Annotated in this window: 22 protein-coding genes, 1 tRNA gene and 1 riboswitch; of the genes, 6 read left to right on the top strand and 17 right to left on the bottom strand. The window is 63.7% G+C overall.

All coding sequences use genetic code 11. The annotated features are described in order from the left end of the window. The first annotated feature begins 69 nt into the window (after positions 1-69). The 4 genes from ACSBOX_RS08565 to ACSBOX_RS08550 all read left to right on the top strand — a co-directional run bounded on the left by ACSBOX_RS08565 (position 70) and on the right by ACSBOX_RS08550 (position 4,397). Entirely contained in the window at positions 70-852 is a 783-nt protein-coding gene (locus tag ACSBOX_RS08565; protein ID WP_442545617.1) for an SDR family NAD(P)-dependent oxidoreductase, read from the top strand. A gap of 11 nt (positions 853-863) precedes the next feature. Next, positions 864-1,742 (top strand): sugar phosphate isomerase/epimerase family protein, encoded by an 879-nt coding sequence (locus tag ACSBOX_RS08560; protein WP_442545616.1) that lies wholly within the window; start codon positions 864-866, stop codon positions 1,740-1,742. A gap of 34 nt (positions 1,743-1,776) precedes the next feature. Next, complete coding sequence (locus ACSBOX_RS08555) at positions 1,777-3,264, top strand: benzaldehyde dehydrogenase (protein ID WP_442545615.1); 1,488 nt, start codon at positions 1,777-1,779, stop codon at positions 3,262-3,264. 98 nt (positions 3,265-3,362) lie between these two features. Continuing rightward, positions 3,363-4,397 carry a 1-phosphofructokinase family hexose kinase gene (locus ACSBOX_RS08550; protein WP_442545614.1) on the top strand — a complete coding sequence of 345 codons (1,035 nt, stop codon included), beginning with the start codon at positions 3,363-3,365 and terminating at the stop codon, positions 4,395-4,397. Between the two features lie 193 nt (positions 4,398-4,590). Here the strand turns inward: ACSBOX_RS08550 and ACSBOX_RS08545 are convergent, their stop codons facing one another. Together ACSBOX_RS08545 and ACSBOX_RS08540 are read right to left on the bottom strand one after the other, a co-directional pair. Then, positions 4,591-5,601: a PDR/VanB family oxidoreductase gene (locus tag ACSBOX_RS08545; protein WP_442545613.1), complete on the bottom strand. Its 1,011-nt coding sequence runs from the start codon at positions 5,599-5,601 to the stop codon at positions 4,591-4,593. 34 nt (positions 5,602-5,635) lie between these two features. Continuing rightward, on the bottom strand, positions 5,636-6,730 hold the full coding sequence (locus tag ACSBOX_RS08540) for an aromatic ring-hydroxylating dioxygenase subunit alpha (protein ID WP_442545612.1): 1,095 nt from the start codon (positions 6,728-6,730) through the stop codon (positions 5,636-5,638). A 174-nt stretch (positions 6,731-6,904) separates the two neighbouring features. Here ACSBOX_RS08540 and ACSBOX_RS08535 point away from each other — a divergent pair, with 174 nt between their 5' ends. Beyond that, positions 6,905-7,489: a helix-turn-helix transcriptional regulator gene (locus ACSBOX_RS08535; RefSeq protein WP_442545611.1), complete on the top strand. Its 585-nt coding sequence runs from the start codon at positions 6,905-6,907 to the stop codon at positions 7,487-7,489. A 149-nt stretch (positions 7,490-7,638) separates the two neighbouring features. Here the strand turns inward: ACSBOX_RS08535 and ACSBOX_RS08530 are convergent. The 12 genes from ACSBOX_RS08530 to ACSBOX_RS08475 all read right to left on the bottom strand — a co-directional run bounded on the left by ACSBOX_RS08530 (position 7,639) and on the right by ACSBOX_RS08475 (position 20,780). Further along, positions 7,639-7,714: transfer RNA gene (locus tag ACSBOX_RS08530), tRNA-Ala, on the bottom strand. Between the two features lie 143 nt (positions 7,715-7,857). Further along, the gene (rsfS, locus tag ACSBOX_RS08525; RefSeq protein WP_059389355.1) at positions 7,858-8,256 is read right to left on the bottom strand and encodes a ribosome silencing factor; all 399 of its coding nucleotides are present in this window, start codon (positions 8,254-8,256) and stop codon (positions 7,858-7,860) included. A gap of 63 nt (positions 8,257-8,319) precedes the next feature. Then, positions 8,320-9,561 carry a hypothetical protein gene (locus ACSBOX_RS08520; RefSeq protein WP_442545610.1) on the bottom strand — a complete coding sequence of 414 codons (1,242 nt, stop codon included), beginning with the start codon at positions 9,559-9,561 and terminating at the stop codon, positions 8,320-8,322. 7 nt (positions 9,562-9,568) lie between these two features. Then, positions 9,569-10,189 carry a nicotinate-nucleotide adenylyltransferase gene (gene nadD / locus ACSBOX_RS08515; RefSeq protein WP_442545609.1) on the bottom strand — a complete coding sequence of 207 codons (621 nt, stop codon included), beginning with the start codon at positions 10,187-10,189 and terminating at the stop codon, positions 9,569-9,571. A gap of 55 nt (positions 10,190-10,244) precedes the next feature. Beyond that, entirely contained in the window at positions 10,245-10,478 is a 234-nt protein-coding gene (locus ACSBOX_RS08510) for a hypothetical protein (protein WP_442545608.1), read from the bottom strand. Positions 10,479-10,557: 79 nt separating this feature from the next. Continuing rightward, the gene (locus tag ACSBOX_RS08505; RefSeq protein WP_442545607.1) at positions 10,558-11,928 is read right to left on the bottom strand and encodes a glutamate-5-semialdehyde dehydrogenase; all 1,371 of its coding nucleotides are present in this window, start codon (positions 11,926-11,928) and stop codon (positions 10,558-10,560) included. Then, complete coding sequence (gene proB / locus ACSBOX_RS08500) at positions 11,925-13,115, bottom strand: glutamate 5-kinase (protein ID WP_442545606.1); 1,191 nt, start codon at positions 13,113-13,115, stop codon at positions 11,925-11,927. The genes ACSBOX_RS08505 and proB overlap by 4 nt, the downstream gene beginning before the upstream one ends. Next, positions 13,105-14,694 carry a GTPase ObgE gene (obgE, locus tag ACSBOX_RS08495; protein ID WP_442545605.1) on the bottom strand — a complete coding sequence of 530 codons (1,590 nt, stop codon included), beginning with the start codon at positions 14,692-14,694 and terminating at the stop codon, positions 13,105-13,107. The genes proB and obgE overlap by 11 nt, the downstream gene beginning before the upstream one ends. A gap of 143 nt (positions 14,695-14,837) precedes the next feature. Then, entirely contained in the window at positions 14,838-15,101 is a 264-nt protein-coding gene (gene rpmA, locus ACSBOX_RS08490; RefSeq protein ID WP_003803426.1) for a 50S ribosomal protein L27, read from the bottom strand. A gap of 60 nt (positions 15,102-15,161) precedes the next feature. After that, complete coding sequence (rplU, locus tag ACSBOX_RS08485; RefSeq protein WP_028267456.1) at positions 15,162-15,470, bottom strand: 50S ribosomal protein L21; 309 nt, start codon at positions 15,468-15,470, stop codon at positions 15,162-15,164. Positions 15,471-15,891: 421 nt separating this feature from the next. Next, on the bottom strand, positions 15,892-17,412 hold the full coding sequence (gene thiD, locus ACSBOX_RS08480; RefSeq protein ID WP_442545604.1) for a bifunctional hydroxymethylpyrimidine kinase/phosphomethylpyrimidine kinase: 1,521 nt from the start codon (positions 17,410-17,412) through the stop codon (positions 15,892-15,894). Further along, positions 17,404-17,500, bottom strand: a riboswitch (TPP riboswitch). It overlaps the preceding gene by 9 nt. 148 nt (positions 17,501-17,648) lie before the next feature. Next, positions 17,649-20,780: an Rne/Rng family ribonuclease gene (locus tag ACSBOX_RS08475; RefSeq protein ID WP_442545603.1), complete on the bottom strand. Its 3,132-nt coding sequence runs from the start codon at positions 20,778-20,780 to the stop codon at positions 17,649-17,651. A gap of 469 nt (positions 20,781-21,249) precedes the next feature. Here ACSBOX_RS08475 and ACSBOX_RS08470 point away from each other — a divergent pair, with 469 nt between their 5' ends. After that, complete coding sequence (locus ACSBOX_RS08470; protein WP_442545602.1) at positions 21,250-21,945, top strand: vitamin K epoxide reductase family protein; 696 nt, start codon at positions 21,250-21,252, stop codon at positions 21,943-21,945. Between the two features lie 73 nt (positions 21,946-22,018). On the opposite strand, the gene ndk is transcribed toward ACSBOX_RS08470, so the two are convergent. The 3 genes from ndk to ACSBOX_RS08455 are packed head-to-tail and all read right to left on the bottom strand — an operon-like array spanning position 22,019 to position 24,302. Further along, the gene (gene ndk, locus ACSBOX_RS08465) at positions 22,019-22,438 is read right to left on the bottom strand and encodes a nucleoside-diphosphate kinase (RefSeq protein WP_442545601.1); all 420 of its coding nucleotides are present in this window, start codon (positions 22,436-22,438) and stop codon (positions 22,019-22,021) included. Between the two features lie 53 nt (positions 22,439-22,491). Then, positions 22,492-22,938 carry a DUF4233 domain-containing protein gene (locus ACSBOX_RS08460; RefSeq protein WP_442545600.1) on the bottom strand — a complete coding sequence of 149 codons (447 nt, stop codon included), beginning with the start codon at positions 22,936-22,938 and terminating at the stop codon, positions 22,492-22,494. A gap of 2 nt (positions 22,939-22,940) precedes the next feature. After that, a complete protein-coding gene (locus tag ACSBOX_RS08455) occupies positions 22,941-24,302 on the bottom strand; it encodes a bifunctional folylpolyglutamate synthase/dihydrofolate synthase (protein WP_442545599.1) in 1,362 nt (453 codons plus the stop codon).

The following is a 24,302-nucleotide window of genomic DNA, read 5'->3' as shown; positions in this document are numbered from 1 at the left end:
CGCGGTACGGGGCGGTCAGCACCGCCCCGTACCGCTTACCCGATATCGAACCCAGGAAGAGGAAATACCATGCGCCTTAAGGGCAAAGTCGCCATTATTACCGGCGGTGCAAGCGGAATCGGCCGGGCAACGGTTCACAAGTTCGTCCGCGAGGGCGCACGAGTGCTTGTTGCCGACATCGACTTCAATCGGGCCAAGGACGTCGTCGATGAGGTGACGGCAGCGGGCTTCGAGGGCGCCGCCGCCGCGGCCCAGGTGGATGTCTCACAATTCGCCGAGGTTGAAGCCACGGTTGCACGCGCCGTCGAGCTGTTCGGCAAGCTCGACGTCATTTTCAATAATGCGGGCATCGCGGGGGGCCGGCCATTGCTCGATCATGATCCCGAGATCGACTATGCGCCGATGATCCGCATCGACCAGGACGGCGTCTACTATGGCATCCTCGCAGCGGGCCGGCAGTTCCGCAAGCAGGGAACGGGCGGAGTAATCATCAGCACCTCCTCGATCTACGGCGAGCAGGCGGCCGAGCTGGCGTTCTCGTACAGTGCCGCCAAGGCGGCCGTGATTTCGTTTACCCGTTCAGCGGCCTACGAGCTAGCCGAGTTCGGTGTGCGTGCGGTGGCCATCACTCCGGGTCGTGTGGGCACGCCGATCATCAACCAGTTCAGCGAAGAACTGAAGCAAACGTTCGCGTCGGAACAGCTTCGCGGTGTCATGACCGAACCTGAGGAGATCGCCGACGTCGTAGCCTTCCTTGCCTCCAACGAAGCAAATGCGATCAACGGAACCGTGGTGCACGTTGACGACGGATACTCAAGCTTCAAGCAGCGGTTCGCACTGCCGACGTTCTGAGGGAGCGAACCATGGATGCTGATTTGGACGTGGCCTGCCACCTGAACATCTTCGTCCCGGATGTGTCGGCTGAAGAGCTTCCCGCGGCGCTGGATGCCATCGCCACCAATGGCTATCGACGTGTAGTGCTGCCGCCGCTGGATCCGGACTCCGTCGACGCGCCGGCGCTACGGGCTCTCATTACAGACCGTGGATTGACCCCGATCACCATCGCAGTACAGACTCCGCGTGCCGACGTATCCTCACCAAACGCCGACATACGCCAAGCAGGAGCGGACTTGCTCCGCCGGACACTCGAACTCACCGTAGCCCTCGGCGCCGATCAGCTGAACGGAGTGCCTTACGGCGTTTTCGGCCGCCCTGCCCGACTGACGGACCGTGCGGCATTTGAGAGGTCCGCGGCGGAGGTCGGGCGCGTCGCGGACAAGGCTCATGACCGGGGAGTCCGTATGACTTTCGAAGTGCTCAACCGCTATGAGACTTCCCTGGTGAACACCGCCGTGCAAGCGATGGAGTTCGTCGCCGCGAGCGGCTCCGAGCATCTTTGGATCCATCTCGATTCCTTCCACATGGCAATCGAAGAGGCAAACGCACCGGCCGCGGTCCGCACGGCGTTGCCTAGGCTCGGCTATCTCGAGCTCGGTCAGTCCGGGCGCGGTTTCCTCTCGTCCGGCGCGGTTGACGTTGCCGGCATCGTGCGCCAGGCATTGGACGACGGCTATGAGGGACGCTGGGGAATCGAGGCGTTCTCACGCTCAATCCTCGACGCCGGCGCGTCCGACATGCTTTCGATCTGGCGGAGTCCCTTCGACGCCGGCACGGCACTCGCAGCCGACGCCTCGGACACGATCGACACAGGCTGGGCAGCACGCGCAGCTTGCCGCCTATGACCAACCACTTGGAAATGAACAGAAAGGCAGGAACATGACAACCTCCACCGAAACCGCGAAGGCTCTCATTGACGAGGCGACATTCGGCGGCAAGATCTACATTGACGGCGAGTGGATCACCGGCGCAGGGGGCGAGGCCGCCTCGGTCGAACCCGCGACAGGGGCAACCCTCGCAATGGTAGGACTCGCCGGGCCCGACGACGTCGCCAAGGCCGCAGAGAGCGCTTCGCGTGCCCAGAAAGAGTGGGCGGCCACCCCCCATCCCGTTCGCGCAGCAGTCCTGCGACGGGCAGGTCAACTATGGGAAAAGCATGCAGGGGAAATCTCAGCGTGGAACGTGCGCGAAGTGGGCGCCATTCCCCCACTCGCGGGATTCGCCCTGCATGTCACCGCCGCAGAGTGCTATGAGGCGTCCGCTCTCCCCTCCGCACCCCGGGGAACCATCCTTTCAAGCGAAGAACCCCGCATCTCACTGGCCGAGCAAGTTCCGGTGGGAGTCGTGGGCGTCATTTCGCCCTTCAACGTTCCGTTGATCCTCGGAATCCGGGCCGTGGCGCCCGCGCTAGCGCTGGGAAACGCCGTGTTGTTGAAGCCGGACCCGCGCACCGTCATCACCGGCGGAGTGTCCATGGTGCGGATTTTCGAGGAGGCGGGGCTTCCTCCTGGTCTGCTACAACTCATCCCCAGCGGATCCGACGTCGGCGAAGCGATGGTCACTGATCCGCGCGTTCGCGTCATCGCCTTCACCGGATCCACGCGCGCGGGCCGTCTCGTCGGTGAACTTGCGGGCCGACACCTCAAGAGGGCGCACCTCGAACTCGGAGGCAATTCGGCGTTCATCGTGCGCCACGACGCCGACGTTGACAAGGCAGTCAACCTCGCGAGTTGGGGATCCTTCCTGCATCAGGGGCAGATCTGCATGACAGTGGGGCGCCATCTCGTACATGAGTCTTTGTTCGAAGAATATGTCTCCAAGCTCGCGGCGAAGGCGGAATCGATGCACGTGGGCGATCCGGCAGGGGGACAAGTCCACCTCGGTCCGCTGATCGATGAGGTGCAGCGCAACCGCGTGCACGCTTTGGTGCAGGATGCTGTCGCCCAGGGCGCTCTTCTGCGGGCAGGCGGCACCTACGAGGGACTGTTCTACCGTCCCACCGTTCTAGCCAACCCACCCCGTGATGCCGCCGTCTACTGCGACGAAGTCTTCGGCCCCGTCGCTTCAGTCGTGCCTTTCTCCACGGATGACGAGGCGGTCGAACTTGCTGCCGCAACCGACTTCGGCCTCTCCCTGGGCATCGTGACAGACGACGTGATGGCGGCGCTCGAGATGGCGCGCCTCATTCCGACCGGGATCGTACATATCAACGATCAGACTGTGAACGACGAAGCGAATACACCGTTCGGCGGCGTCGGAGCGTCCGGCACCGGATCCCGCCACGGCGGTGTGGAGGCGAGCATCGACGCCTTCACCGAGACCCGCTGGATCACGATGCGGCGGGAGCCCGGCTCGTACCCGCTCTGATGCAAGCCTGGTTTTGGGGGCTTAACGCCAAGCCCGGATAAACAATTCGAAGGAGTGTTCGTGGACGTCAGATTGCTGCGGGATTGGGCGGCTTTGGGATGAGCCAGATCCATGCGCCGAGCCACATCGGTAGTGACGATACCCGTTCCTCGACATCCCCACGGGTAGTGACCCTGACGCCTGCTCCGGCGATCGACAAGGTGTACTTCCTCGATAGGGTCCGGGCTGGGCAGGTCAACCGGGCCAAGAAGGTCGCCACATACTTTGCAGGAAACGGCGTCAATGTGGCCCGGACCCTCTGGCTGGCCGGCAGCACGGTTTCGGCTGTGCTTCCGGCCGGTCATGAGGACCCCGCACTGGCTGGATGCGACGACGATGGATTCATGCAGGTGGTCCGCGGCGTCGACGTCGGGAATCCGATCCGCACGAATGTGATCCTTGTCGACAAGTCGGGAACCACGACGAACGTTAATGCCCACCCGGCCCCTCTGGCCCACGACCAGTGGGCCAGGATATGCCAGGCTGCTACCGACGAGGTCCAGAGAATCAACGCAGATTGGTTCGTTCTCGGCGGTGCGCTGCCCATCGACACGGGAACCGGAGCCCCGGTCGATGTGCGGCCCCTCTTTCGCGCAATGCATTCCCTCGGAGTTCGCGTCAGCCTGGACACAGCCATCGGCAAAGCTCCATTGGAGTGGGCGAAGGCATGCCAACCGGACCTGGTGAAGCCGAACGCCGCGGAGCTGACAGCCATGGCCGGGATTCCCATCCGTTCCCTTCGCGATGCGGAGCAAGCGGCCGCCTTGGTGAGAGCACGTGGAATCAACACGGTACTCGCAAGCCTTGGCCCGGATGGCATCCTTGAGGTCGGTGACCACGGGACGCTGTGGGCGCGCGGACCCGAAGCACAAGTCATCAACACAACGGGTGCCGGAGATGCTGCGCTGGCAGGCTATCTAAGCGTCCCCCGTCACGGCAACCAATGGGGCCGCCCGCATGACGAGGCCCTCCGGCGGGCCGTCTCATGGGGAGCCCTCGCAGTTGAGCAGGCAACTACCATGCTGCCGCACATCATCACGAACCCCACCAATATCCGGGTTGGTCCCCCCGAGCGGGACCACCAGCTCAGCTGAAAAGACCCGAACCATCCTCGAACTTGGCGGGACCGTACACATCTGGAAGCACGAGAGGCCACCTACAGTCGTTTCTGTAGGTGGCCTCTTCGGTTTCGCTGAACTTCGTGTACCAGCGTTGACGTCGATCGCCCGAGCGCGCTGAATCAGTGCAGATCTTCGGTGAGATGGCGCCTGGGGGCCCTCGGTGGCGTTAGGAAACCTCGATGGTCACTATTGCCGGTCCGGTCGCAGAGGCCTCAGTCGCCAGACCAGTCTTTGAAGTGACTGCCCGGGAGACGCAGCAGGCCATTTTCTCCGTAGCGCTTTTCTGACGTGCACTGTAGAAGACGTCGCGATGGTCAATGGCACCCTCAAGCTGGAGGATCCTGACCTCGCAGAGTCCGCACTCGCCCTTGCGGCAGTCGTACATCATGTCCGCCCCGGCGTCCTCGAGGGCTTCGAGCATGGAGCGACCCGGACCTACGGGAACCTGTAGTCCCAGCTTAGGGACCTTGACGATGAATACCTCAGGGTCATACCAGCCGCTGTTGCCGAAGGTCTCATAGCGGAGATTGGGGTAGCTGAGCCCGTGCTCGGTCCAGGTGCGGCGGACGGCGTCCATCAGCCGGATGGGGCCGCACATGTAAAGCTCCGTATTCTCCGTGACGCCGGCCACTAGTGCTTCCACGTCCAGGGAGGTGCCTTCGTCATCGACATGGACCACGAGGTTTGCGCCGTGAAGATCACGCAGTTCCTCCAGGTAGGCCATGGCCGTCCGGGTCCGACCTACGTAAACGAACGTGTAATCCGAACCCAGGCTCTTCAACACCCTGGCCATATTCATGATGGCTGTGATGCCGATGCCGCCGGCCAGCATAATGTACCGCTCTGCGCCCACCCGGAGCGGGAAGTTCTGCAGCGGCTGGGTGATCTCCAGTTGGTCCCCCCGCTGCAGGGTGTGGATGAAAAGGGAGCCACCGCGGGACAGCGGCGCTTTCAGCACGCTGATCGCCAAGCGGGTGCCGTCTTCGCTGGACTCGACGATGGAGTAGGAGCGTTTGTCCTTCTGTCCGTTTATGCCGACCATCACGTCGACATGTGAGCCTGGTTCGGCCTGTCGCGGCAGCGAAGGCTCCAAAACGACGCGCTGGATGCCGGTCGCCACGCTCCGGACCTCGACGACCGTTGCCAACTGCCAGACCTCAATATTTGTTGCTGCCATTGCAAGTTCCTGTCTCTTAACCGGTTGTCCCCTGCTAGGCGACGGGAACCATGCGGCCTTCGGATTCGAGCTGTCGTTCGATGAGGCGCCGCACCCACATGCCGCCTGCGTCGATGTTGAGGTTGTAGAACTCGTAGTCCGGGTTGGCGTCGATGGCTGCCTGCTGCGCAGCAAGCATGGCCTCATCTTCGCCGAACACCCCGTGCACGCCCTCCCGTAATTGGGTGGTGATGAGCTGGCTGTCCAAGCGGTAGTTGCGCATGAACGCCCAGAAATAGTGGCACGACTTATCGGTTTCGGGCGTGATCGCGTTCATCACGAAGCCGTTGACCCCGTGGCTGCGGTCCCCTTCGAAGGCGCCCGTGCCGGACTTGGCAACCCCGACATCGATGTTGATCACCGACGGCGAGCGGAAGGTGATGATCTGCCAGCGGTCCACTTTGCCCTCGAAGCCAGGGAACTTGTCGCGCATGTTCTTGAGCCAGAACGGAGGTGCGTCGATGTTGAACATCCATCGGGACACCGTCACGGTCCCGTCGTCGTGCGCCACGGTGAAGTCGGACTCGCTGAGCTCGTCCTGTCCTATCGAGGAGGAGTGGATGAATTCCTCGTGCGTGAGGTCCATGAGGTTGTCCAGCACCAGCTGGAAGTTGCAGGGGGCGTGGATGGTTTCGCCATCGCCTGCCCATTCCGTGGAGTCCAACTGGTACATGTCCGGAACCAGCGAGGGGTCGGCTTTTGTGGGATCCCCGAGCCACACCCACACGTAGCGATGCCGCTCCACTACGGGGAAGGACGGCACGGTAGCGCTGGGATTGATGGTCTCCTGCGCCGGCATGGAGACGCAGCGGCCGGCTGAGTTGTAGACGATGCCATGGTACGGGCATTGGATCTGGTCCTTGCTGAGGGTTTTGCCCATGGACAGCGGTGCCAGCCGGTGCCAGCACGCGTCAGCCAGGGCCACCGCTTTGCCGTCCTCCGTGCGGTACAGAGCCAGCGGCCGGCCGGCCACCTTGCGTGACATCGGCTTGCGGGTCACTTCCTTGTCCCAGGCGGCGACGTACCAGACATTCAGCGGGTAGCCGAGGACCTTGTTGGTGGTGGAGCTTTGTGTGCGGACTTCAGTCATGGTTCTTCCTTCCAGTCGCCGGTCCGGCGTCGACCATGACGCCGCCGGGTGGGTGGTCTTGGAATGCTGCGGTTCGCCCTGCTACGAATGAGTATCTATCTCCATAGTTAGTGCGTTGGATCACAGACTATCTATCGATATAGTTATTGGCAAGAGCTAAGAATGGAGTCATTCATGAGTCTTCGCTACGCGTTGCTGGCACTGCTTTCCGTTGAGCCAATGACCGGTTACGACTTGTCCAAACGCTTCGAGTCGTCGGTGGCCTACGTCTGGCACGCTCCCGATTCGCAGATCTATCCGGAGTTGCGGAAGATGGAAAAAGACGGACTGCTTGCCGGCGAGGACATCCCCTGGGGGCCGCGGGGCAAGAAGACGCAATACCGGATCACAACGGAAGGCAGGGAAGCTTTCCGAAAATGGATGAACACACCCTTGGAGTACGCCCGCGAACGGGATCCAGTTCACCTCAAAGCGGCCTACTTGGAGTGGGCGGACCCTGATGCCGCGCGGGACCATATGCAGGCACACATCGATTACCACACCCTGCGCCGGGAGCAGTGGGCAGGGATGATCGAGGAATTGAAGAACGGCACGAATGTGATGTTGGCGAAGCGACTTGCTGTAACTCCGGAAACGGATCACCGTCGAACCGTGGAGTACAAGATCTTCACCTATGAAGGCCTGATTGCCCGCGCGGAGACGGAAATAGAATGGGGCCGCCGCGGCCTGGAGCTCATCAATTCACTCGAGCGCTCGTAACCGCAGAGGCCGACGCGGCCAACAGAGGGCCACCAACGCCAAAACACCCAGGAAACGAAAAGAGCCACCCAATCGGGTGGCTCTTTCGACTTCCAAAAAGCAGAGGCCCCGCCCGGAACTTCGAACCAAAGTCCCAAACAAGGCCTCTATGGTGGAGCTGAGGGGACTCGAACCCCTGACCCCCTGCATGCCATGCAGGTGCGCTACCAGCTGCGCCACAGCCCCATATTTTCGCTGCTTCACGAACCGTGAACAGGCCGGAAAACCCCGTCCAGTTTTCGGATTCCTCCGAAGCAACTCAAATATCTTAGAACAGCATTTCCGATAATTCCAAATCGGGCATATTCAGTTGGTTTGCGCCTGAAAGCCTAGGATTCCTCGACGGCGGGAGCCTTCGCGGAGGCATCGTCGCCGAGCTCCAGGTCCACTACCGGGCAGTCTTTCCAGAGACGCTCCAGGGCGTAGAAGACCCTGTCCTCGGAGTGCTGGACGTGCACCACGATGTCGGCGTAGTCCAACAGGACCCAGCGGCCTTCGGAACGTCCTTCGCGGCGGACGGGGCGGAGATCCTGCTTGAGCAGTTCTTCCTCGATGCCGTCGACGATGGCGTTGACCTGGCGTTCGGTCGGGGCCGAAGCAATCAGGAAGACGTCGGTCAGGGCCAGACGTTCGCTGACATCCAGGGCGATGATGTCCTCGGCCAACTTGTCCGCTGCCGCGCGGGCGGCGTGGCGGGCCAAGAGGACGGATTGTTCATGTGCAGTCACGGGACTCCTTGTATGCGGCTTCGAGAATGAACGAAGCCTGTTTGGTGGCAAAAGCCGTTGTGGTCAGCGGGAAAGTCCGCTGGTGATCATGATGATGCCCGCAATCAGGGCGATGGCTCCGATGCCAACGAGTCCGAGGACCAGAAGCCGGGTACGCTGGGCGCGCCCAAGTCCCGCCGTCGCGGCGTCGAGCGGTTCAAGTCCGTAAGCCGAACTTGCAGAAACGGGCGGATGTTCGGCCGCTTCCGCGAATGCCTGGCCGTCCGATGCGGAGTCCGACGCCGGGCGTCGGCCTGCCGCTTTCGCAGCGGCCTCGGCGCGCGCCAAGACTCCTGCCCGGCCGCGCATGCTGCGGGGCTTGCCCGACGCCGACTGCCCCGGCTTCAGTTTCGGCGCAGGGGACGTCACCAGGGGAACAAAGGTGGTGCCGGGAGGCTTCATGACGGGACGATCGAGTCCCGGAACCTTCACGAATTCAAGGGGCGTCACCATGGCCAGGTTGCTCGCCGCGGACGGTTCAGCACGGGCCTGGGCAGGACGGCTGTTCTGCTCGGCAAGCTTCTGCTTGGCCATTGCCCTCTTGTTGAGGATCGCCTCGCGTTCGGCCTGGGCGATTTGTTCAGCCAAAACAACCGGATCCGCCGGCTCAGCGTCGGTTCCGGATGCCTCGGATTCAGCGGCAGGGACCTTTTGCACGGCGGATTCCATTGCCGCGATCTGCTCGAGCTTGTTGGTCTGGTTGTTGGCTTGGGCGGCGAGGAGCTCACGGGCCATCAAGGCCTGCTCCACCGTCATTTCCGGGGCGCCGGGAGGTGGGCCTGCCGTGATGCGGACACCACCGCCAGGCGATGCGCCTTTGCGATCCGGTCCGGGCTGTTGTTTGGCCGGAGTCTGGGCCGGGATGCTGGATGTCCTCGGCCCGGATCCTGGTACCGGTACAACGGGGATCGCCGAGGTTCCTGGGGCAACTTCTTCCTGCAGCTGCTGCAGGCGCAACTGACGGCGCGTGGGCGGACCGCCGCGGGAAAGCTGCTGTTCCTTATCCGCGAGTTCCTTGATCGCGCGGAGGGCCGCGCGGTCACGTGCGCGCGCCTGGGAAGAACGTTCCGAGGCGGGTTGGGCGTCCAGCGGAGCATCGGCCACCCGGCGCACCCGATTGACCGAAGCGCCACCGGACGCGTGGTTGGCGTCGTCGGTGGTCACGGCCTCGGCTACCGCGGGACGTGCGCCGGTTTCTTCCACGCGTGCGTCCCGGGCTCGCCGAAGCTCGCGCCGGCTAGGGATGGGGGGCTGTTCCTGGCTCATTCAAAACTCACTCGGTACGGGCTTGGTGTTCTGGTCCGGTCATAGCATGCAGGGGCTCCCCCATGCCGGGTGTGCCCGAGTACAGCTTGTATTTGGCGATGTACTGCACTACGCCGTCAGGTACGAGGTACCACACCGGGTTGCCTGCGCCCACGCGGGCGCGGCAATCCGTCGAGGAAATCGCCATGGCGGGCACTTCCAAGAGACTGACGTCCTCCCTGCCCATGCCATCAAGAACATGACCCGGCCTGGTGACGCCGACAAAATGCGCCAAGGACCACAGCTCATCGACGTCTTTCCAGGACAGAATCTGCGCCAGGGCATCCGCGCCGGTGATGAAGAACAGGTCTGCGTCCGGCCGCTGCTTCCGGAGATCCCGCAAGGTGTCGATGGTGAACGTGGGACCGGGGCGGTCCACATCCACCCGGCTCACCGTGAAATTGGGGTTTGAGGCCGTGGCAATAACCGTCATCAAATAGCGGTGCTCCGCCTCGCTGACCTGCTTGTGCGATTTCTGCCAGGGCTCTCCGGTGGGCACGAAGACCACCTCGTCCAAGCGGAACTTGGCAGAAACCTCACTGGCAGCAACCAAGTGGCCGTGGTGGATGGGATCGAAGGTCCCGCCCATCACGCCCAAGCGATGCCGGCGCCCCGTTTCCTCGAAGGGTTTTGCGGCGGAAATGTTAGTGACCCAGCCCTGGGTGCTTGGCCGGGTGCTGGCGGTGCGGATCCGAGTGCTCGTCGACGGCGTCGTGACGGTTGCCGAGGTTCGTGTAGGAGACCGCCACGAACATCAGGACCAGGAGGATGGAGAAAATGGTGATCCCGAAGACGAAGGGAGGAGCCCACAACGGCGCCGGGGCCTCACTCTCGCCCCCTTGAGCGAGAATGGAAATGGCGATCTGCTGAAACTGCATTTTCTCCCCTAGCGGTTCAAAGGATTTCGACGGCGGATCCTCCCACCGTTCAGGACTTCTGTTCTATGTTACAGCGTCGCTAGCCCCGGATCTGGCCTTCACCCTGCACGATCCACTTGGTGGTGGTCAACTCCGTGAGGCCCATGGGACCGCGTGCGTGCAGCTTCTGGGTAGAGATTCCCACCTCGGCACCCAGGCCAAGCTCGCCTCCATCGGTGAAACGCGTGGAAGCGTTCACGATGACCGCCGCAGAGTCGATGTCCGCAATGAACTTCTCGGCGTTCGCCAGGTTGTTCGTCAGGATGGCTTCCGTGTGGCCCGTGGACCATTTGCGGATGTGCGCGACTGCCTCATCCAGGTTGTCCACCATGGCAACGGCGAGGTCAAGGTCCATGTATTCCGTGGCCCAATCGACGTCGTCGGCGGGGACTGTCTCCACGGAACCGGACAGCGCCGCTTGAATCCGGGGGTCGGCATGAAGGGTGACTCCCGCGGACCGCAAAGCCGTGGCGACGGCGGGCAGCACCGTGGATTTCGAGTGCACCAGGAGCGTCTCCACGGTATTGCACACGCTGGGGCGCTGGGTCTTGGCGTTGAGCAGGATATCGACGGCCATCTCTTCGCTGGCGGATTCGTCGATGAAGATGTGCACATTGCCTTCGCCGGTCTCAATGACGGGCACGGAAGAGTTGTTCACCACGGTCTGAATCAAATCCCGCCCACCACGGGGAATCAGCACGTCCACCCGGCCACGGGCACGCATCAGGACATTGGCACCCTCGCGGCCGAATTGGTCCACGCTCTGGACGGCGTCGGACGGCAAGCCCACCGATTCCAGCGCGTCACGGAGGATGGTCACAAGGGCTGCGTTGGTGTGGGCGGCAGCCGATCCACCGCGCAGGATCACGGCATTGCCGCTCTTCAAGGCAAGTCCGGCGATGTCGACAGTGACATTGGGGCGGGCCTCGTAGATCGCTGCGACCACACCCATGGGCACGTTGACCTGGCGCAAGCGCAGTCCGTTGGGGAGGGTCTGGCCACGGACGACGTTGCCCACGGGATCCGGCAAGCCGGCAAGGTTCTCAAGGGCAGCCACAAGTCCGTCGATGCGGGCAGGAGTCAGCGTCAAACGGTCCAGCATGGCAGCGTAGGTTCCGTTGTTGCGGCCGGACTCGACATCCTTGGCGTTGGCAGCGAGGATTGACGCCTGCTGTTCCCGGAGGGCTGCGCCGATGGCGTGCAGCGCGCGGTCCTTCCAGGCGCGGTTCGCCTGGGCCATGCGCCGCGCGGCCTGCCGCGAGCGGTCCGCAATCGAATGCACGGCCGCTTCCACCTGCTCGGGCGTGAGCGGCGCGGTTCCCAGCTCCGGGGTTTCCGGCACCTGGCCGGCATTGCCGGAAGCCAGGGTGTCAGTCATCACAGGAGAATCAGGGGTAAGGGCCTCAGTCATTCTCCAAGTTTAGTGGAGCGGGGCTGCTGAACCAGTACGAGGTCGTCAACATGAACAACTACGCGGTCATATCCGCGGCCAAGGTCCTTGGCGAGCTCCTTGGTCGAGCGGCCAAGCATGCGGGGAAGCTCTTCCACGGAATAGTTCACCAGGCCCCGGGCTATCACGGCGCCTTCGGCGGAAACCATCTCCACGGGATCGCCTGGCTCGAAGTCCCCTTGCACCGACGATATTCCGGCGGGCAGCAACGAAGTGTGACGGTCGCGCACCGCCCTGACGGCACCGTCGTCGAGCACCAAACGGCCGCGGACCGAAGCGAGGTGGGCCAGCCACAGCAGGCGTACTGGCTTGCGGTTGCCGTTGATGGCGAACCATGTGCCCACGTCCGCGCCGGCCAGTGCCGCGGCGGCATTGGCCGTGGACGTCACGAGGGCGTGGATCCCGGAGCCCGCGGCGATCGACGCCGCTTCCACCTTGGTAGTCATGCCACCGGTACCGACGCCGGCCTTGCCGGCCTTTCCGATGGTCACGCCGACGAGGTCAGCGGGACCTGTGACGAGCGGAATACGCTTGGCACCCAACGACGGCGGACCGTCATACAGGGCGTCGACATCGGAAAGCAGGACCAACGCGTCGGCCCGCACAAGGTGCGCCACCAAAGCGGCCAGGCGATCGTTGTCACCGAAGCGGATTTCGTGCGTAGCCACGGTGTCGTTTTCGTTCACAACGGGCACGACGCCGAGGTTCAGCAAGCGGTCCAGCGCCCGGTAGGCGTTGCTGTGCTGCGTGCGACGCATCAGGTCATCCGCCGTCAACAGGACCTGGCTGACCGTGACCCCGTGTGCCGCAAACGCCTGAGAGTAGCGCGCCATCAAAAGCCCTTGGCCCACACTGGCCGCAGCCTGTTGCGTGGCGAGGTCCTTGGGACGCTTGGCGAGACCGAGCGGAGCAAGGCCCGCCGCGATGGCACCGGAGGAGACCAGGATGATCTCGGTCCCCGAATTGCGCTTCTCGGCCAGGGCATGGACGAGTGCCGTCAGCGCCTTCTCCGAGATGCCGCCTTTGATGCTGGTCAGCGAGGACGAACCCACTTTGACCACGATCCGCTTGGCGCCGGCCAGGGCCTGGCGTTCTGCGGTGTCGTCGCCGTCAACGGCTTCAGCGATGCGGGCCGTGCTAGTCGTCATTTTCGGCTTCCAGGCCGCTTTCCTTCAGGGGCTGGGCTGCGCGACGGCGGCTGACGGACTCGGTCCAGATGCCCGCCTTGCGCTCGGCTTCGAGCTCGGCCCGCGCGGCAGCCTTGGCCTCGCGGCGTTCGATCTGCTCATCACGCTTCTGCGAACGGGTGGGACGGTCGCCGATGTCGGCAACACGGATGTCGGTGCCTCGAGGCGTCGCCAAGAGTTCGGCGCCCGCCATCATGGTGGGCTCCCAGTCGAAGACGACGCCGTCCTCTTCGCCGATCACCACGGTGTCGCCCGGGACGGCACCCATCTTGAACAACTCGTTTTCGATGCCGAGCTTGGCGAGGCGATCGGCCAGGTAGCCGATGGCTTCCTCGTTGGTGAAGTCGGTCTGCTTGACCCAGCGGACCGGCTTCTCCCCCAATACCCGGAAGAGCGGCTCGAGGTTCTTTTCCTCGCGGCGGATCTTGAAGCCGGACTCATTGACTGCACGCGGGCGGAGAACGGGCGCTGCGACCTTGGGAGGCGCAATGGCAACGGCCTTGCGGGCGGCCATGACGATCTCGCCCATGGCGAAGCTCAATTGGCGCAGGCCTTCATGGCTCGTAGCGGAGACTTCGAAGACGCGGTAGCCGCGCTGTTCCAGTTCGGGACGGACGAACTCGGCCATGTCCCGGCCGTCGGGCAGATCCACTTTGTTGAGGACCACAAGCTTGGGGCGCTCGTTCAGGGGGACAACTTCGCCGTCAACGCCGGCGTAGCTCATGTCCACTGCGTACTTGTCCAGCTCTTGCTCGATGATCGCAAGATCCGAGAGCGGATCCCTGTCGGCTTCCAAGGTCCCGCAGTCCAGCACGTGCACCAGCGCCGCGCAACGCTCTACGTGGCGGAGGAAGTTGTGGCCAAGGCCCTTGCCTTCGCTGGCGCCCTCGATCAACCCGGGGACGTCGGCAATGGTGAACCGGACCTCACCGGCTTGCACCACGCCAAGGTTGGGGATCAGGGTAGTGAACGGATAGTCGGCGATCTTGGGCCGAGCCGCCGACATCGCCGCGACAAGGCTCGACTTGCCTGCGGAGGGGAAGCCAACCAGCGCGATGTCCGCAATGGACTTCAGTTCCAGGACGATGTCGCTGGACTCGCCTTCGATGCCGAGGAGGGCGAAACCCGGTGCCCGGCGCTTCTGGGAAGACAACGACGAGTTACCGAGGCCGCCCAGGCCGCCTGCGGCGGCGACGAACTCGGTGCCTTCACCGACGAGGTCGGCGAGGACGACGCCGTCCTTGGTCTTGATCACGGTGCCGTCCGGGACGGGAAGCACAAGGGTTTCACCGTTCTTGCCACCGCGCCAGTCGCCCATGCCGGGGCCGCCATTGGTCGCGTGGCGGTGCGGAGCGTGGTGGTAATCAAGCAAAGTGGTGGTCTGGGCATCGACGCGCAGGATGACGTCGCCGCCATTGCCGCCGTTGCCGCCGTCGGGTCCGCCGAGCGGCTTGAACTTCTCGCGCTTAACAGAGACACAGCCGTGGCCGCCTGTTCCGCCGGATACGTGAAGTACTACCCGGTCTACGAAGGTCGCCACGTGTTTCTCCTCTTTGTGGAAATTACTGCTTGAATGCGCGTTGCGGGCTCATGCGCCGCCGCCCGCCCTAGTAAATTCTAGTGCGGTTAAAAAGACAGGTGGAGCGGGCCATACGGCCCGCTCCACCCGTTCAGAACGTGTTTTTACTCTGCAGCTGCAGCAGCAACGATGTTCACTACGCGACGGCCACGGCGAGTACCGAACTCAACCGCACCTGCCTGCAGGGCGAACAGGGTGTCGTCGCCACCGCGGCCGACGCCGGCGCCCGGGTGGAAGTGGGTGCCGCGCTGGCGGACGATGATCTCGCCTGCGGAAACGACCTGGCCACCGAAGCGCTTCACGCCGAGGTACTGGGCGTTGGAGTCACGACCGTTGCGAGTGGAGCTCGCGCCTTTTTTATGTGCCATTTGAAATGCCTGCCTTTAAATTCTGGGGAATCTGTTGAAAACCTGAACAGCAACCAGTGGTTACTTGATACCGGTGATCTTGATCTTGGTCAGTTCTTGACGGTGACCCTGGCGCTTCTTGTAGCCGGTCTTGTTCTTGAACTTCTGGATGACGATCTTCGGACCACGGAGGTCTTCGAGGATCTCAGCCGTAACCTTGACCTTGGCCAGATCCGCAGCAGCGGAGGTGACCTTGTCACCGTCCACCAGGAGCAGTGCGGGCAGCTCAAGGGTGCTGCCGGCTCCACCGGGGACGCGGTTCAGGGTTACGTAGTCTCCAACGGAAACCTTTTCTTGGCGGCCGCCTGCGCGGACAATCGCGTACACCACTTGGGCACTCACTTCTCTCGACGTTTATTACTAAATTTGCGTGCGGAACCCCGATCCGAAAACGGGCCTGGTTCACGCTGTGCCTCAACGCCGTGGACTCCGGTACGGAATCCATGAGTCATCCCTCGAACAAATCCAAGTGAAATGTCAATTCCAAATGAAAGGTCTCTAGGGGCATAACCCAAGTGTTGGCGTAAGCACCGAAGATCTAGATTACGCTAGTTTCGCCTTCGGCTGCAAATGAGGCCAGGTCCGGAGGCTGCCACGTGATGGCTGCCACAGACTGGCTATGCCGCCATCCGGTACCGTGCCCGTCCACCTTACCCTGCCGACCGGGAAAAGCTTGGATCCTCACGCCGACACGCTGCGGCGTCCGCCGGAAAGGCCCCGATATCCCATCCTTACGCACCGGGAAACGGGTTCAAGCATGCAGCCTTGGGGCATCGAAGAACGCAGTTTCATAGCGGCAGGATTCGGAGAATGCCTCCATCATGGCCGTGCGCTCGGCAGGAGAAGCGGCCCTCGCGGCGGCATCCGTGATGTCGATCGCCTTGCGGGTGGCCTCGGCGAACGCCTCGTCCGCATAAGTGCGCAGCCAGTCGGCATAAGGGTGCTCGTCCGACGCTCCGGCCTGAAGATAGCCATGGTGGAGCTGCTGTCCCACCTCGGCGTACAACCAGTAGCAGGGCAGCACGGCAGCCAACAGCACGGCATAGCTGCCCGACGCAGACGCCGCGAGCAAGTGGTCGACGTAGGCCTTCGTGACGGGGCCTTGCTTTTCGCTTACCTGGCGTCCGCTGAGCCAATTCCGATGCAGCTCGGACTCGACTTCAAGGCACATCTGCGAGCCGCGGGCCCAGAACAGCTGTTCGTTTTCGCTGGGGGCGAGGGCGCTTGCCCTGGCCAGGACCCTGGAATAGCCGTTGAGATAAAGGGCATCCTGCGACAGGTAATAGCTGAACTGCGCTTCGCTGAGGCCACCGGTTTGCAAATGCTGGATGAAGTCCAGGCCATAAATGGCCGCAAGTTCCGATTGGGCGGCGTCCCACATCCGGACGGCGAAATCCCCCGGCCGCAGCTCTTGCTGAAGCGCGTGGAAATGATGGATCGGCCCGTTGCCCTTCCCCACTTCCAGCACCCCGGACTGGGTCAGCGCCTCCTGGAGCCAAGGCTTGACCACGCGCAAGGCAGATTCCCAATCGCCGAGCCGCGCCTTGGCCGTCGCCATCGCCGACGACAGGGAACATCCCGTGCCGTGGCTGTTGCGGGTCTCCACACGTTGGCCGGCGAATTCCACCACGTCCTGGCTCAGGACTCCCCCGGTGTTGACCAAGGCATCGGGGCAGCCCGCTCCCTGCAGATGGCCGCCCTTCACCAGGACGGTGTTTCCGCAGGCAGCTGCCAGTCGTTTGCCTTGCTCCAACGCCGATGCCCAGTCGGTCGCCTCAGCTTCGCCAAGCAGCATGGCCAGTTCGGGAAGGTTGGGGGTCACCAAGTCGGCGAGGGGCAGAAGTTCCCGCAGCGCGGTTTCAGCGGATTCCGCGAGGAGCCGGTCTCCACTGGTGGCGATCATCACCGGATCCAGCACGACGACGGCGGGGCGCACCTCGCCGAGCCAGCGGCGGACCTCGTGGATGACCGCGGCGTCCCCGAGCATGCCGATTTTGACGGCATCAACAATGATGTCGTCGCTGATGGCATCCAATTGCTGCCTCAGGAACTCCACGGGAGGCACATGGACGGCAGTGACTCCTTGCGTGTTTTGTACAGTGAGGGCCGTGATGACGGCCATGCCGTAGCCGCCGTTGGCCGCGATGCTCTTCAGGTCGGCTTGGATTCCGGCGCCACCCGAGGGATCCGAGCCGGCAATGCTGAGGACCCTGGGGATGGGGTTCTGGACAGCCTTGAGCGGGTAGACGGCTGATTGCGCCGAAACAGTCATACGAGACATCCCTTCGCCGGTGCTAACCGGACAGGTTCAACGGGTTTGGTCTCAGCCGGCTTGGTGCGCGGCACCCCGTGTCAGTCCCTTAGCTTAACCCGGATGACACCTCGCCCGCTGAAATCGCCCAATGCAACCGCACCGTGCGGGGATCCGGTGAATCAGCCGGAAACGCAGAAGCCCCGGCCGTTTCCACGAGGGTGGAAACGGCCGGGGCTTCGGGCAGGGTACTGCGTTTAGAGTTCGGACTTCGGCACGCCGACTCCGAGAATGATCGGTTCGGCTGCCGGAGCCGACTTGGCCGGTGCAGCGTCCGGTGCCTTGGCCTCGTGTGCGGCCCCACCGGAGGCAGCCACAGCGACCTCGTGGTGCTCGACGTTGGTGGCGTTGGCGGCACCCTGGGCACGGCTGGCACTGCGGTTGCGGCGCCCTCGGCGTCCACGCAGACCCGAGTCCGGAGATTCCCCGCTTGCAACGCCCACGCGGGCCCCTGCTGGGGATTCCTGGGCTTCCGTGGCTGCCGGGGCGGTGCCGGGTGCTTCTCCGAGTCCCGCGAACGCCTGAGCCAACAGATCCAGGCTCATGGCCGGTGCGCCACTTGCAGGTTCCTCTTCGTGGTGGACGAAGGGCAACGCCACTTCCTCGCCGCCGAATCGCAGCACAGGCTTCGAACGTTCCTCTCCACCCGATGCAGCGGCAGGAGCCGGGGCGGCCGGGGCTGCCGGAGTTGCTTCGGCTAGGTGCCCGTCAGCGAGCAATTCCGCCGCGTGGTGGAGCTCGTCGTCGTGCAGGTGGGCAGCGTGGGCTGCCGCCGCGATGGTGGCAAGGGCGGCGCGGGTGGCTGCCTGGCGGTTCGGATCAGTGGATTCCACCGTGTGGACGGGCACCGGAGGGGCGACCGGGAGTTCGGCAGTTCCCTGGCCCGTGCCCCTGCCGCGGCGGCGCTTGCGCTGCTCCGGGCGGACGGCCGGCTGTGACTCAGTGCGCGGGTGGTGGTGTTCGGCTGCCACTACGTTTGCCCGACGGTGCTCGACAGGCTCGTCGTGCGTGACGATTCCGCGCCCTGCGCACGTCTCGCACTGCTCGCCGAAGACCTCAAGCAGGCCCGTGCCCATGCGCTTGCGGGTCATCTGGACCAAACCAAGGGACGTCACTTCCGCGACCTGGTGCTTGGTGCGGTCCCGGCCGAGGCACTCGACCAGGCGGCGCAATACGAGGTCGCGGTTGGATTCCAGGACCATGTCGATGAAGTCGATGACGATGATTCCGCCGATGTCGCGCAAGCGCAACTGGCGAACCACTTCCTCGGCAGCCTCAAGGTTGTTCTTGGTGACGGTTTCCTCGAGGTTGCCACCGCTGCCGGTGAACTTCCCGGTGTTGACGTCGACAACCGTCATGGCCTCGGTGCGGTCGATCACGAGCGAACCACCGGAGGGCAGGAAGACCTTGCGTTCCAGCGCCTTGTGGATCTGCTCGTCCACGCGCCAGGCCGAGAAGATGTCCTGGTCCGAGGTCCACTTCTCAAGGCGTCCCACCAGGTCCGGCGCCACGTACGTGACATAGGCCTCGATGGTGTCCCAGGCTTCGTCGCCGGAGACGATCAGCTTGGAGAAGTCCTCGTTGAAGACGTCGCGGACAACCTTGATGGTGAGGTCCGGTTCGCCGTACAGGAGCTCCGGGGCCAGGATTTTGGTGGACGTGGACTGGCTTTCGATGCCTTCCCACTGGGCCCGCAGGCGGTTGATATCGTGCGTCAGCTCTTCCTCGGAAGCACCTTCGGCGGCCGTGCGGACAATGACGCCCGCGTTCTCCGGGAGGCGATCCTTGAGGATCTTCTTCAGGCGGTTGCGCTCGACGTCGGGCAGCTTGCGGGAGATGCCGGTCATTGAACCGCCGGGCACGTACACGAGGTACCGGCCGGGAAGCGAAATCTGGCTCGTCAGGCGCGCGCCCTTGTGGCCCACGGGGTCCTTGGTCACCTGGACCAGCACGGAATCGCCTGATTTCAGCGCATTTTCAATGCGGCGCGGTTTGCCTTCCAGGGTGACGGCATCCCAATTGACTTCACCGGCGTAGAGCACTGCGTTGCGGCCGCGTCCGATGTCGACGAATGCCGCTTCCATCGACGGAAGCACGTTCTGGACCTTGCCCAGATAGACATTGCCGATGAGGGAATCCTGCTGGGTCTTGGACACGAAGTGCTCCGCGAGCACGCCGTCTTCGAGGACACCGATCTGGATCCTGTCGTCGCGCTGGCGAACGATCATCTGGCGGTCGACGGACTCACGGCGGGCCAGGAATTCGGCCTCGGTGATGACCTGGCGGCGGCGGCCGGTCTCGCGGGACTCGCGGCGGCGCTGCTTCTTGGCTTCAAGGCGGGTGGAGCCCTTGACGCTCGTGACACGGTCCGAACTGCTGGTGGACTCGACGTGCGGGCGCGGAGCGCGGACACGGGTGACCGTGTTGGGGGGATCGTCGTCCCCGCCACCTGTCAGCTCCAGGTCCTGATCGCCACGGCGACGGCGACGGCGACGGCGGGAGGTCACGCCTTCTTCGAGGACTTCCTCGGTACCGGCTTCTGCCTCGTCCTCGGATTCCGCGGCGGTTTCTTCTCCCGCGGCTTCATCACGCTCGGTCCCCCGGCGTCCACGACGGCCACGGCTGCGACGCCGACGGCGGCTTCCGGATTCGTCCAGTTCGTTGTCCTCGGAAACTTCCTCGGCCTCGGCCCGCGGTTCTTCTTCGACCACGGCCGGACGGGGGACGGCGCTCAAATCCGGCGCCTGGAAGAGCATGGACGTGACGGAGGCCGGCTCCAGGAACAGCGAAGCGATCGGGCTTGCGGCTTCCGCCTCGACGGCCGGCTCCTCAGCCGTTTCCTCACTTGCTTCCTCGGGCACAACTTCCGCAACCGGAGCTTCGACCACTGCTTCTTCGGCAACGGGCTCGGTGCTCTTGGCTTTCGTCGTACGACGACGGCGGACCGGCTTTTCGGGGGCAGTTTCGGCCTCTGCGGCTACTTCAGGTACGACGACGGCAGCATCCGGTGCCTCGCCGCCTCCGGTGGAAGCTTCTTCGGCGAAACCGGGCAACGGTTCGGGAGTTTCGACCTTCTTGCGCGACCTGCTGCGCCGGACAGGAGCCTTGGGCTCTTCGGTGTCCACCGACTCGGCGAGCGGCTCAACGGTGGCTGCGGCAGCTCCGGCGTCGGGGGTTGCGTCCGCAGCGAGCGGCTCAACGGGGGTCGCGTCCGCGGCGACCGTCTTCGGCGCCGCCTTGCGGCGGGTGCGGGTGACCTTCTTGGGTGCTTCAGTGGTCTCAGCGGACGCCGCATCTTCGGCGGCGGCTACAACTTGCTCATTATCCATATGTGGCAACACTCCTGCCCTTGCGCAACCGCCACATCCGGTGCCCAGAGGGGCAATATTGTCAAAACCCGCAGGCGTTGACAGAAGTCAGTAGTGTTCTTTCCGGTTCGCACCAGCATGGGGGTGCGGCATCCACGGAAAGCCGGCTTCGCTCCAAACCCGTTGTTCTAACAACACAACCAGGTGCCGTCCATTGCCACTGCGGCGCTTCCGCGGATCATTGGATCCTGGGCATGCCCTGCATATGACTGGCGGTCTTGGGAACAAGATACCGGACCGGATTCCGCATGTGGATCGGCTTCCGGCCATGTTCATTCTCTCACACGCCCGCACTCCCGGCAGGAAGCACGCCCTGAAACCTTCCGTGCCGTCGCCCTCGCTGGACGCGTCCTCCAGCCGCCGCGGCTAGAATCCTCCCAAGAGCACTCCCCGGTTCCGCGCCGGGCCTCCCAGAAAAGGACAGCCAACCATGCCGAGCCCCGCCAGCCCGAACCTGGCCAACAACGATGCCCGATCCCTCCGGCAGGAGAACGCGAAAACGCCCGACGGGAAGAACGCCGCGGACACCGCATTGCCGCGCATGGTCCGCGACCGCCCCTTTGCGTGGCTGCTCCTCGCCACCGGTGCCATAGCGTGGCTTGCATCCGGGGCGCTCGTGCTCGAAAAGCTGCAGGTCCTCATCGACCCGAACCACATAACGGCCTGCGACCTCAATCCCTGGGTATCGTGCGGCAGCGTCATGAAGACGCCGCAGAGTTCGGTTTTCGGTTTCCCCAACATGTTCATCGGCATTGTCGCGTTCGCCGTGATCATCACCACGGCCATGGCAATCTTTGCGGGGGCCAAGTTCGCCCGCTGGTACTGGATCGGCCTCCAGACCGGCGTCACACTGGGCTTCATCTTCATCGTCTGGCTATGGTCCCAGGCACTGTATGTCATTCACATCCTGTGCCCGTTCTGCATGGTGGTGTGGGCATGCATGATCCCGCTCTTCGTCTTCGTGACCATCAGGAACGTGGCGCACGGGGTCATTCCAGCGCCGGCAGGCCTGGCGAAGATCCTGGCCGAATCCGGCTGGATCATTTCCGCGCTGCTCTACGTTGGCGTGATCGCCAGCATCTTCTTTGCCTTCATCAACGTCTTCATCGGCACGTCGGGTTACTGAGCATTTCTTAACCGCCGAAGGGGCCCATGTTCGCGTGAACATGGGCCCCTTCCGCTTTTGGTGTGTCTGGAAACTACGCGCCGAACCAGATCTTGATCTCGCGCTCGGCGGAGTCCACCGAATCGGAACCGTGGACGAGGTTCTGCTGCACAGCCAGGCCCCAGTCACGGCCGAAGTCGCCACGGATGGTGCCGGGCGCCGCCGTCGTCGGGTCCGTGGTTCCCGCAAGGGAACGGAAGCCTTCGATCACGCGGTGACCCTCGAAGATGGCAGCGACAACCGGGCCGCTGAGCATGAATTCGACCAGCGGCTCGTAGAACGGCTTGCCCAGGTGCTCTTCGTAGTGCTCCTCCAGCAGATCGCGGGTGGCGTTGACCTTCTTCAATTCGACCAAGGAGTATCCCTTGGACTCGATGCGGGCGAGGATGCTGCCGCTCAAGTTGCGGGCGACGCCGTCGGGCTTGATCAGTACAAGGGTGCGCTCAATGCTCACGGTTGCTCCAATGTTGGATGTGTGGGTTTCCCAGCCAGTTTACGGGGTTTCGCTCAGGCTGATTGCCCGGCGGAATCTTCCCCGTGCGAAGCGTTCCATTCGGCTTGCTCACGATCGCGCTGGGCGTTCTCGCGGTCGATCCTCATGCCGGCCCGGATGCCGTACCACCAGCAGGCCGCGAAGAGGACTCCCACCACGAACATCGTGGGCTCGACGAAGCCTGAAAGAATCAGGACCAGCTGCATTGCCCAGCCGACGCCGATGCCCCACGGCCTGCTGAGCACGGCACAGGCAAGGATCAGCACGACGCTCAAGGTGATGCCGAAGCCCAGCACCAGTGCAGGCTCTCCACGCTTCAGTCCGAAGACAGCCAAGGTGGCGAAGAACGCGACGAAGGCCTCCAAAAGCAGCACGGTCGAAGCGAACATCACCTTGGTGGAGCGGCGCTTCTTGGGCATCCCGGGCCGCCATTCGCGCTGGGCTTTGGTGAGTTTGGCCATGCTCAGGAACCTACCTTCCCGAGGAGCATGCGCGCTTCCGCCACTACGGTGATGGACCCCGTGACGAGGACGCCGCCGGCCAGGTCATCGTTGGCTTCGGCACGCTCCACGGCCCACTCGATCGCGTCATCCAGCTTCTCGGCGATGTGGACGTTGTCCGCACCGAAGCCAAGGTCGACGGCGAGATCGGCCAGTTGCGCGGCCGGAATGGCCCGCGGCGAGCTGGACTGCGTGAAACAGAACTCCTCTGCCAGTCCGCCCAGGGATTCCTTGAGCTGCCGCAGGATTTCTTCGGCGTCCTTTTCCTTCAAGACCCCGAGGACCACCACGAGTTTGCTGAAGCTGAAGGCCTCTTCGATTGCCTCGGCTGAGACGCGGATGCCCTCAGGGTTGTGGGCGGCATCCACGATGATCGTGGGAGCGGTGCGCACCACCTCAAGACGGCCAGGCGAGGTGACGTTGCCGAAAGCCTCGCGCAGGACGTCGCCGTCGAGCTCCTTCTCGCCTCCGCCGAGGAAAGCTTCCAAGGCCGCGACGGCGACTGCCGCGTTCTCGGCCTGGTGGGCGCCGTGCAACGGCAGCAGCAGGTCCTCATAGCGGCCTGCGAGCCCCTGGATGGTAAGCACTTGGCCTCCGACGGCGACGCTGCGGGACTCGACGCCGAATTCGACGCCTTCGAAGCGGAACGGCACCCCCACCTCGCGGGCCTTCTCAAGGAGCACCTGGGCGGCGTCCACCGGCTGGGCCGCGCTGATCAGGAAGCCGCCGGGCTTGATGATTCCGGCCTTCTCGTGGGCAATGTCCTCAGTGGTGTCGCCGAGGAGATCCGTGTGGTCGAGCGAAATCGGCGTCACCACGGAAACCTGTCCGTCGCCCACATTCGTGGCATCGGTGATGCCGCCCAGGCCAACCTCGATGACAGCGACGTTGACGGGCTGGTCAGCGAAGATCGCGAAGCCCAGGATGGTCAGGCACTCGAAGTACGTGAGCCGGGGCTGCCCCTCGGCCTCAAGTTCCTTGTCCACGATTTCGAGGTACGGCCGGATCTCGTCCCAGATCCGGACAAAGGTCTCGTCCGAAACCGGCTCGCCGTCGATGCTGATGCGCTCGGTGACCTTGGACAGGTGCGGACTCGTGTAGCGGCCGGTGCTCAAGCCGTGGGCGCGAAGCCCCGACTCGATCATGCGGGCGGTGGATGTCTTGCCGTTGGTGCCCGTGATGTGGATGATCGGGAACGCCTTGTTGGGCTCCCCCAGCACGTCCATGGCCCGGTACAGGGGCGCGAGCCGCGGCTCCATTTTGTTTTCCGGGGCGCGCCCCAGGAGTTCGGCGTAGACGCTTTCTACGGAGAATTCGTCGCTCAT

The organism is Arthrobacter sp. KN11-1C, from assembly GCF_052180225.1.
GTDB lineage: Bacteria > Actinomycetota > Actinomycetes > Actinomycetales > Micrococcaceae > Arthrobacter.
Note: the sequence above shows the minus strand (reverse complement) of the source record. Positions and strands in the feature narration are given on the sequence as shown.

Excerpts from the sequence above, each read along its gene's own strand:
- ACSBOX_RS08565 (WP_442545617.1), top strand. The coding sequence starts at position 70 with ATGCGCCTTAAGGGCAAAGTCGCCATTATTACCGGCGGTGCAAGCGGA.
- ACSBOX_RS08560 (WP_442545616.1), top strand. The coding sequence starts at position 864 with ATGGATGCTGATTTGGACGTGGCCTGCCACCTGAACATCTTCGTCCCG.
- ACSBOX_RS08555 (WP_442545615.1), top strand. The coding sequence starts at position 1,777 with ATGACAACCTCCACCGAAACCGCGAAGGCTCTCATTGACGAGGCGACA.
- ACSBOX_RS08550 (WP_442545614.1), top strand. The coding sequence starts at position 3,363 with ATGAGCCAGATCCATGCGCCGAGCCACATCGGTAGTGACGATACCCGT.
- ACSBOX_RS08545 (WP_442545613.1), bottom strand. The coding sequence starts at position 5,601 with ATGGCAGCAACAAATATTGAGGTCTGGCAGTTGGCAACGGTCGTCGAG.
- ACSBOX_RS08540 (WP_442545612.1), bottom strand. The coding sequence starts at position 6,730 with ATGACTGAAGTCCGCACACAAAGCTCCACCACCAACAAGGTCCTCGGC.
- ACSBOX_RS08535 (WP_442545611.1), top strand. The coding sequence starts at position 6,905 with ATGAGTCTTCGCTACGCGTTGCTGGCACTGCTTTCCGTTGAGCCAATG.
- ACSBOX_RS08520 (WP_442545610.1), bottom strand. The coding sequence starts at position 9,561 with ATGAGCCAGGAACAGCCCCCCATCCCTAGCCGGCGCGAGCTTCGGCGA.
- nadD (WP_442545609.1), bottom strand. The coding sequence starts at position 10,189 with ATGGGCGGGACCTTCGATCCCATCCACCACGGCCACTTGGTTGCTGCC.
- ACSBOX_RS08510 (WP_442545608.1), bottom strand. The coding sequence starts at position 10,478 with ATGCAGTTTCAGCAGATCGCCATTTCCATTCTCGCTCAAGGGGGCGAG.
- ACSBOX_RS08505 (WP_442545607.1), bottom strand. The coding sequence starts at position 11,928 with ATGACTGAGGCCCTTACCCCTGATTCTCCTGTGATGACTGACACCCTG.
- proB (WP_442545606.1), bottom strand. The coding sequence starts at position 13,115 with ATGACGACTAGCACGGCCCGCATCGCTGAAGCCGTTGACGGCGACGAC.
- rpmA (WP_003803426.1), bottom strand. The coding sequence starts at position 15,101 with ATGGCACATAAAAAAGGCGCGAGCTCCACTCGCAACGGTCGTGACTCC.
- thiD (WP_442545604.1), bottom strand. The coding sequence starts at position 17,412 with ATGACTGTTTCGGCGCAATCAGCCGTCTACCCGCTCAAGGCTGTCCAG.
- ACSBOX_RS08475 (WP_442545603.1), bottom strand. The coding sequence starts at position 20,780 with ATGGATAATGAGCAAGTTGTAGCCGCCGCCGAAGATGCGGCGTCCGCT.
- ACSBOX_RS08470 (WP_442545602.1), top strand. The coding sequence starts at position 21,250 with ATGCCGAGCCCCGCCAGCCCGAACCTGGCCAACAACGATGCCCGATCC.
- ACSBOX_RS08460 (WP_442545600.1), bottom strand. The coding sequence starts at position 22,938 with ATGGCCAAACTCACCAAAGCCCAGCGCGAATGGCGGCCCGGGATGCCC.
- ACSBOX_RS08455 (WP_442545599.1), bottom strand. The coding sequence starts at position 24,302 with ATGAGCGACGAATTCTCCGTAGAAAGCGTCTACGCCGAACTCCTGGGG.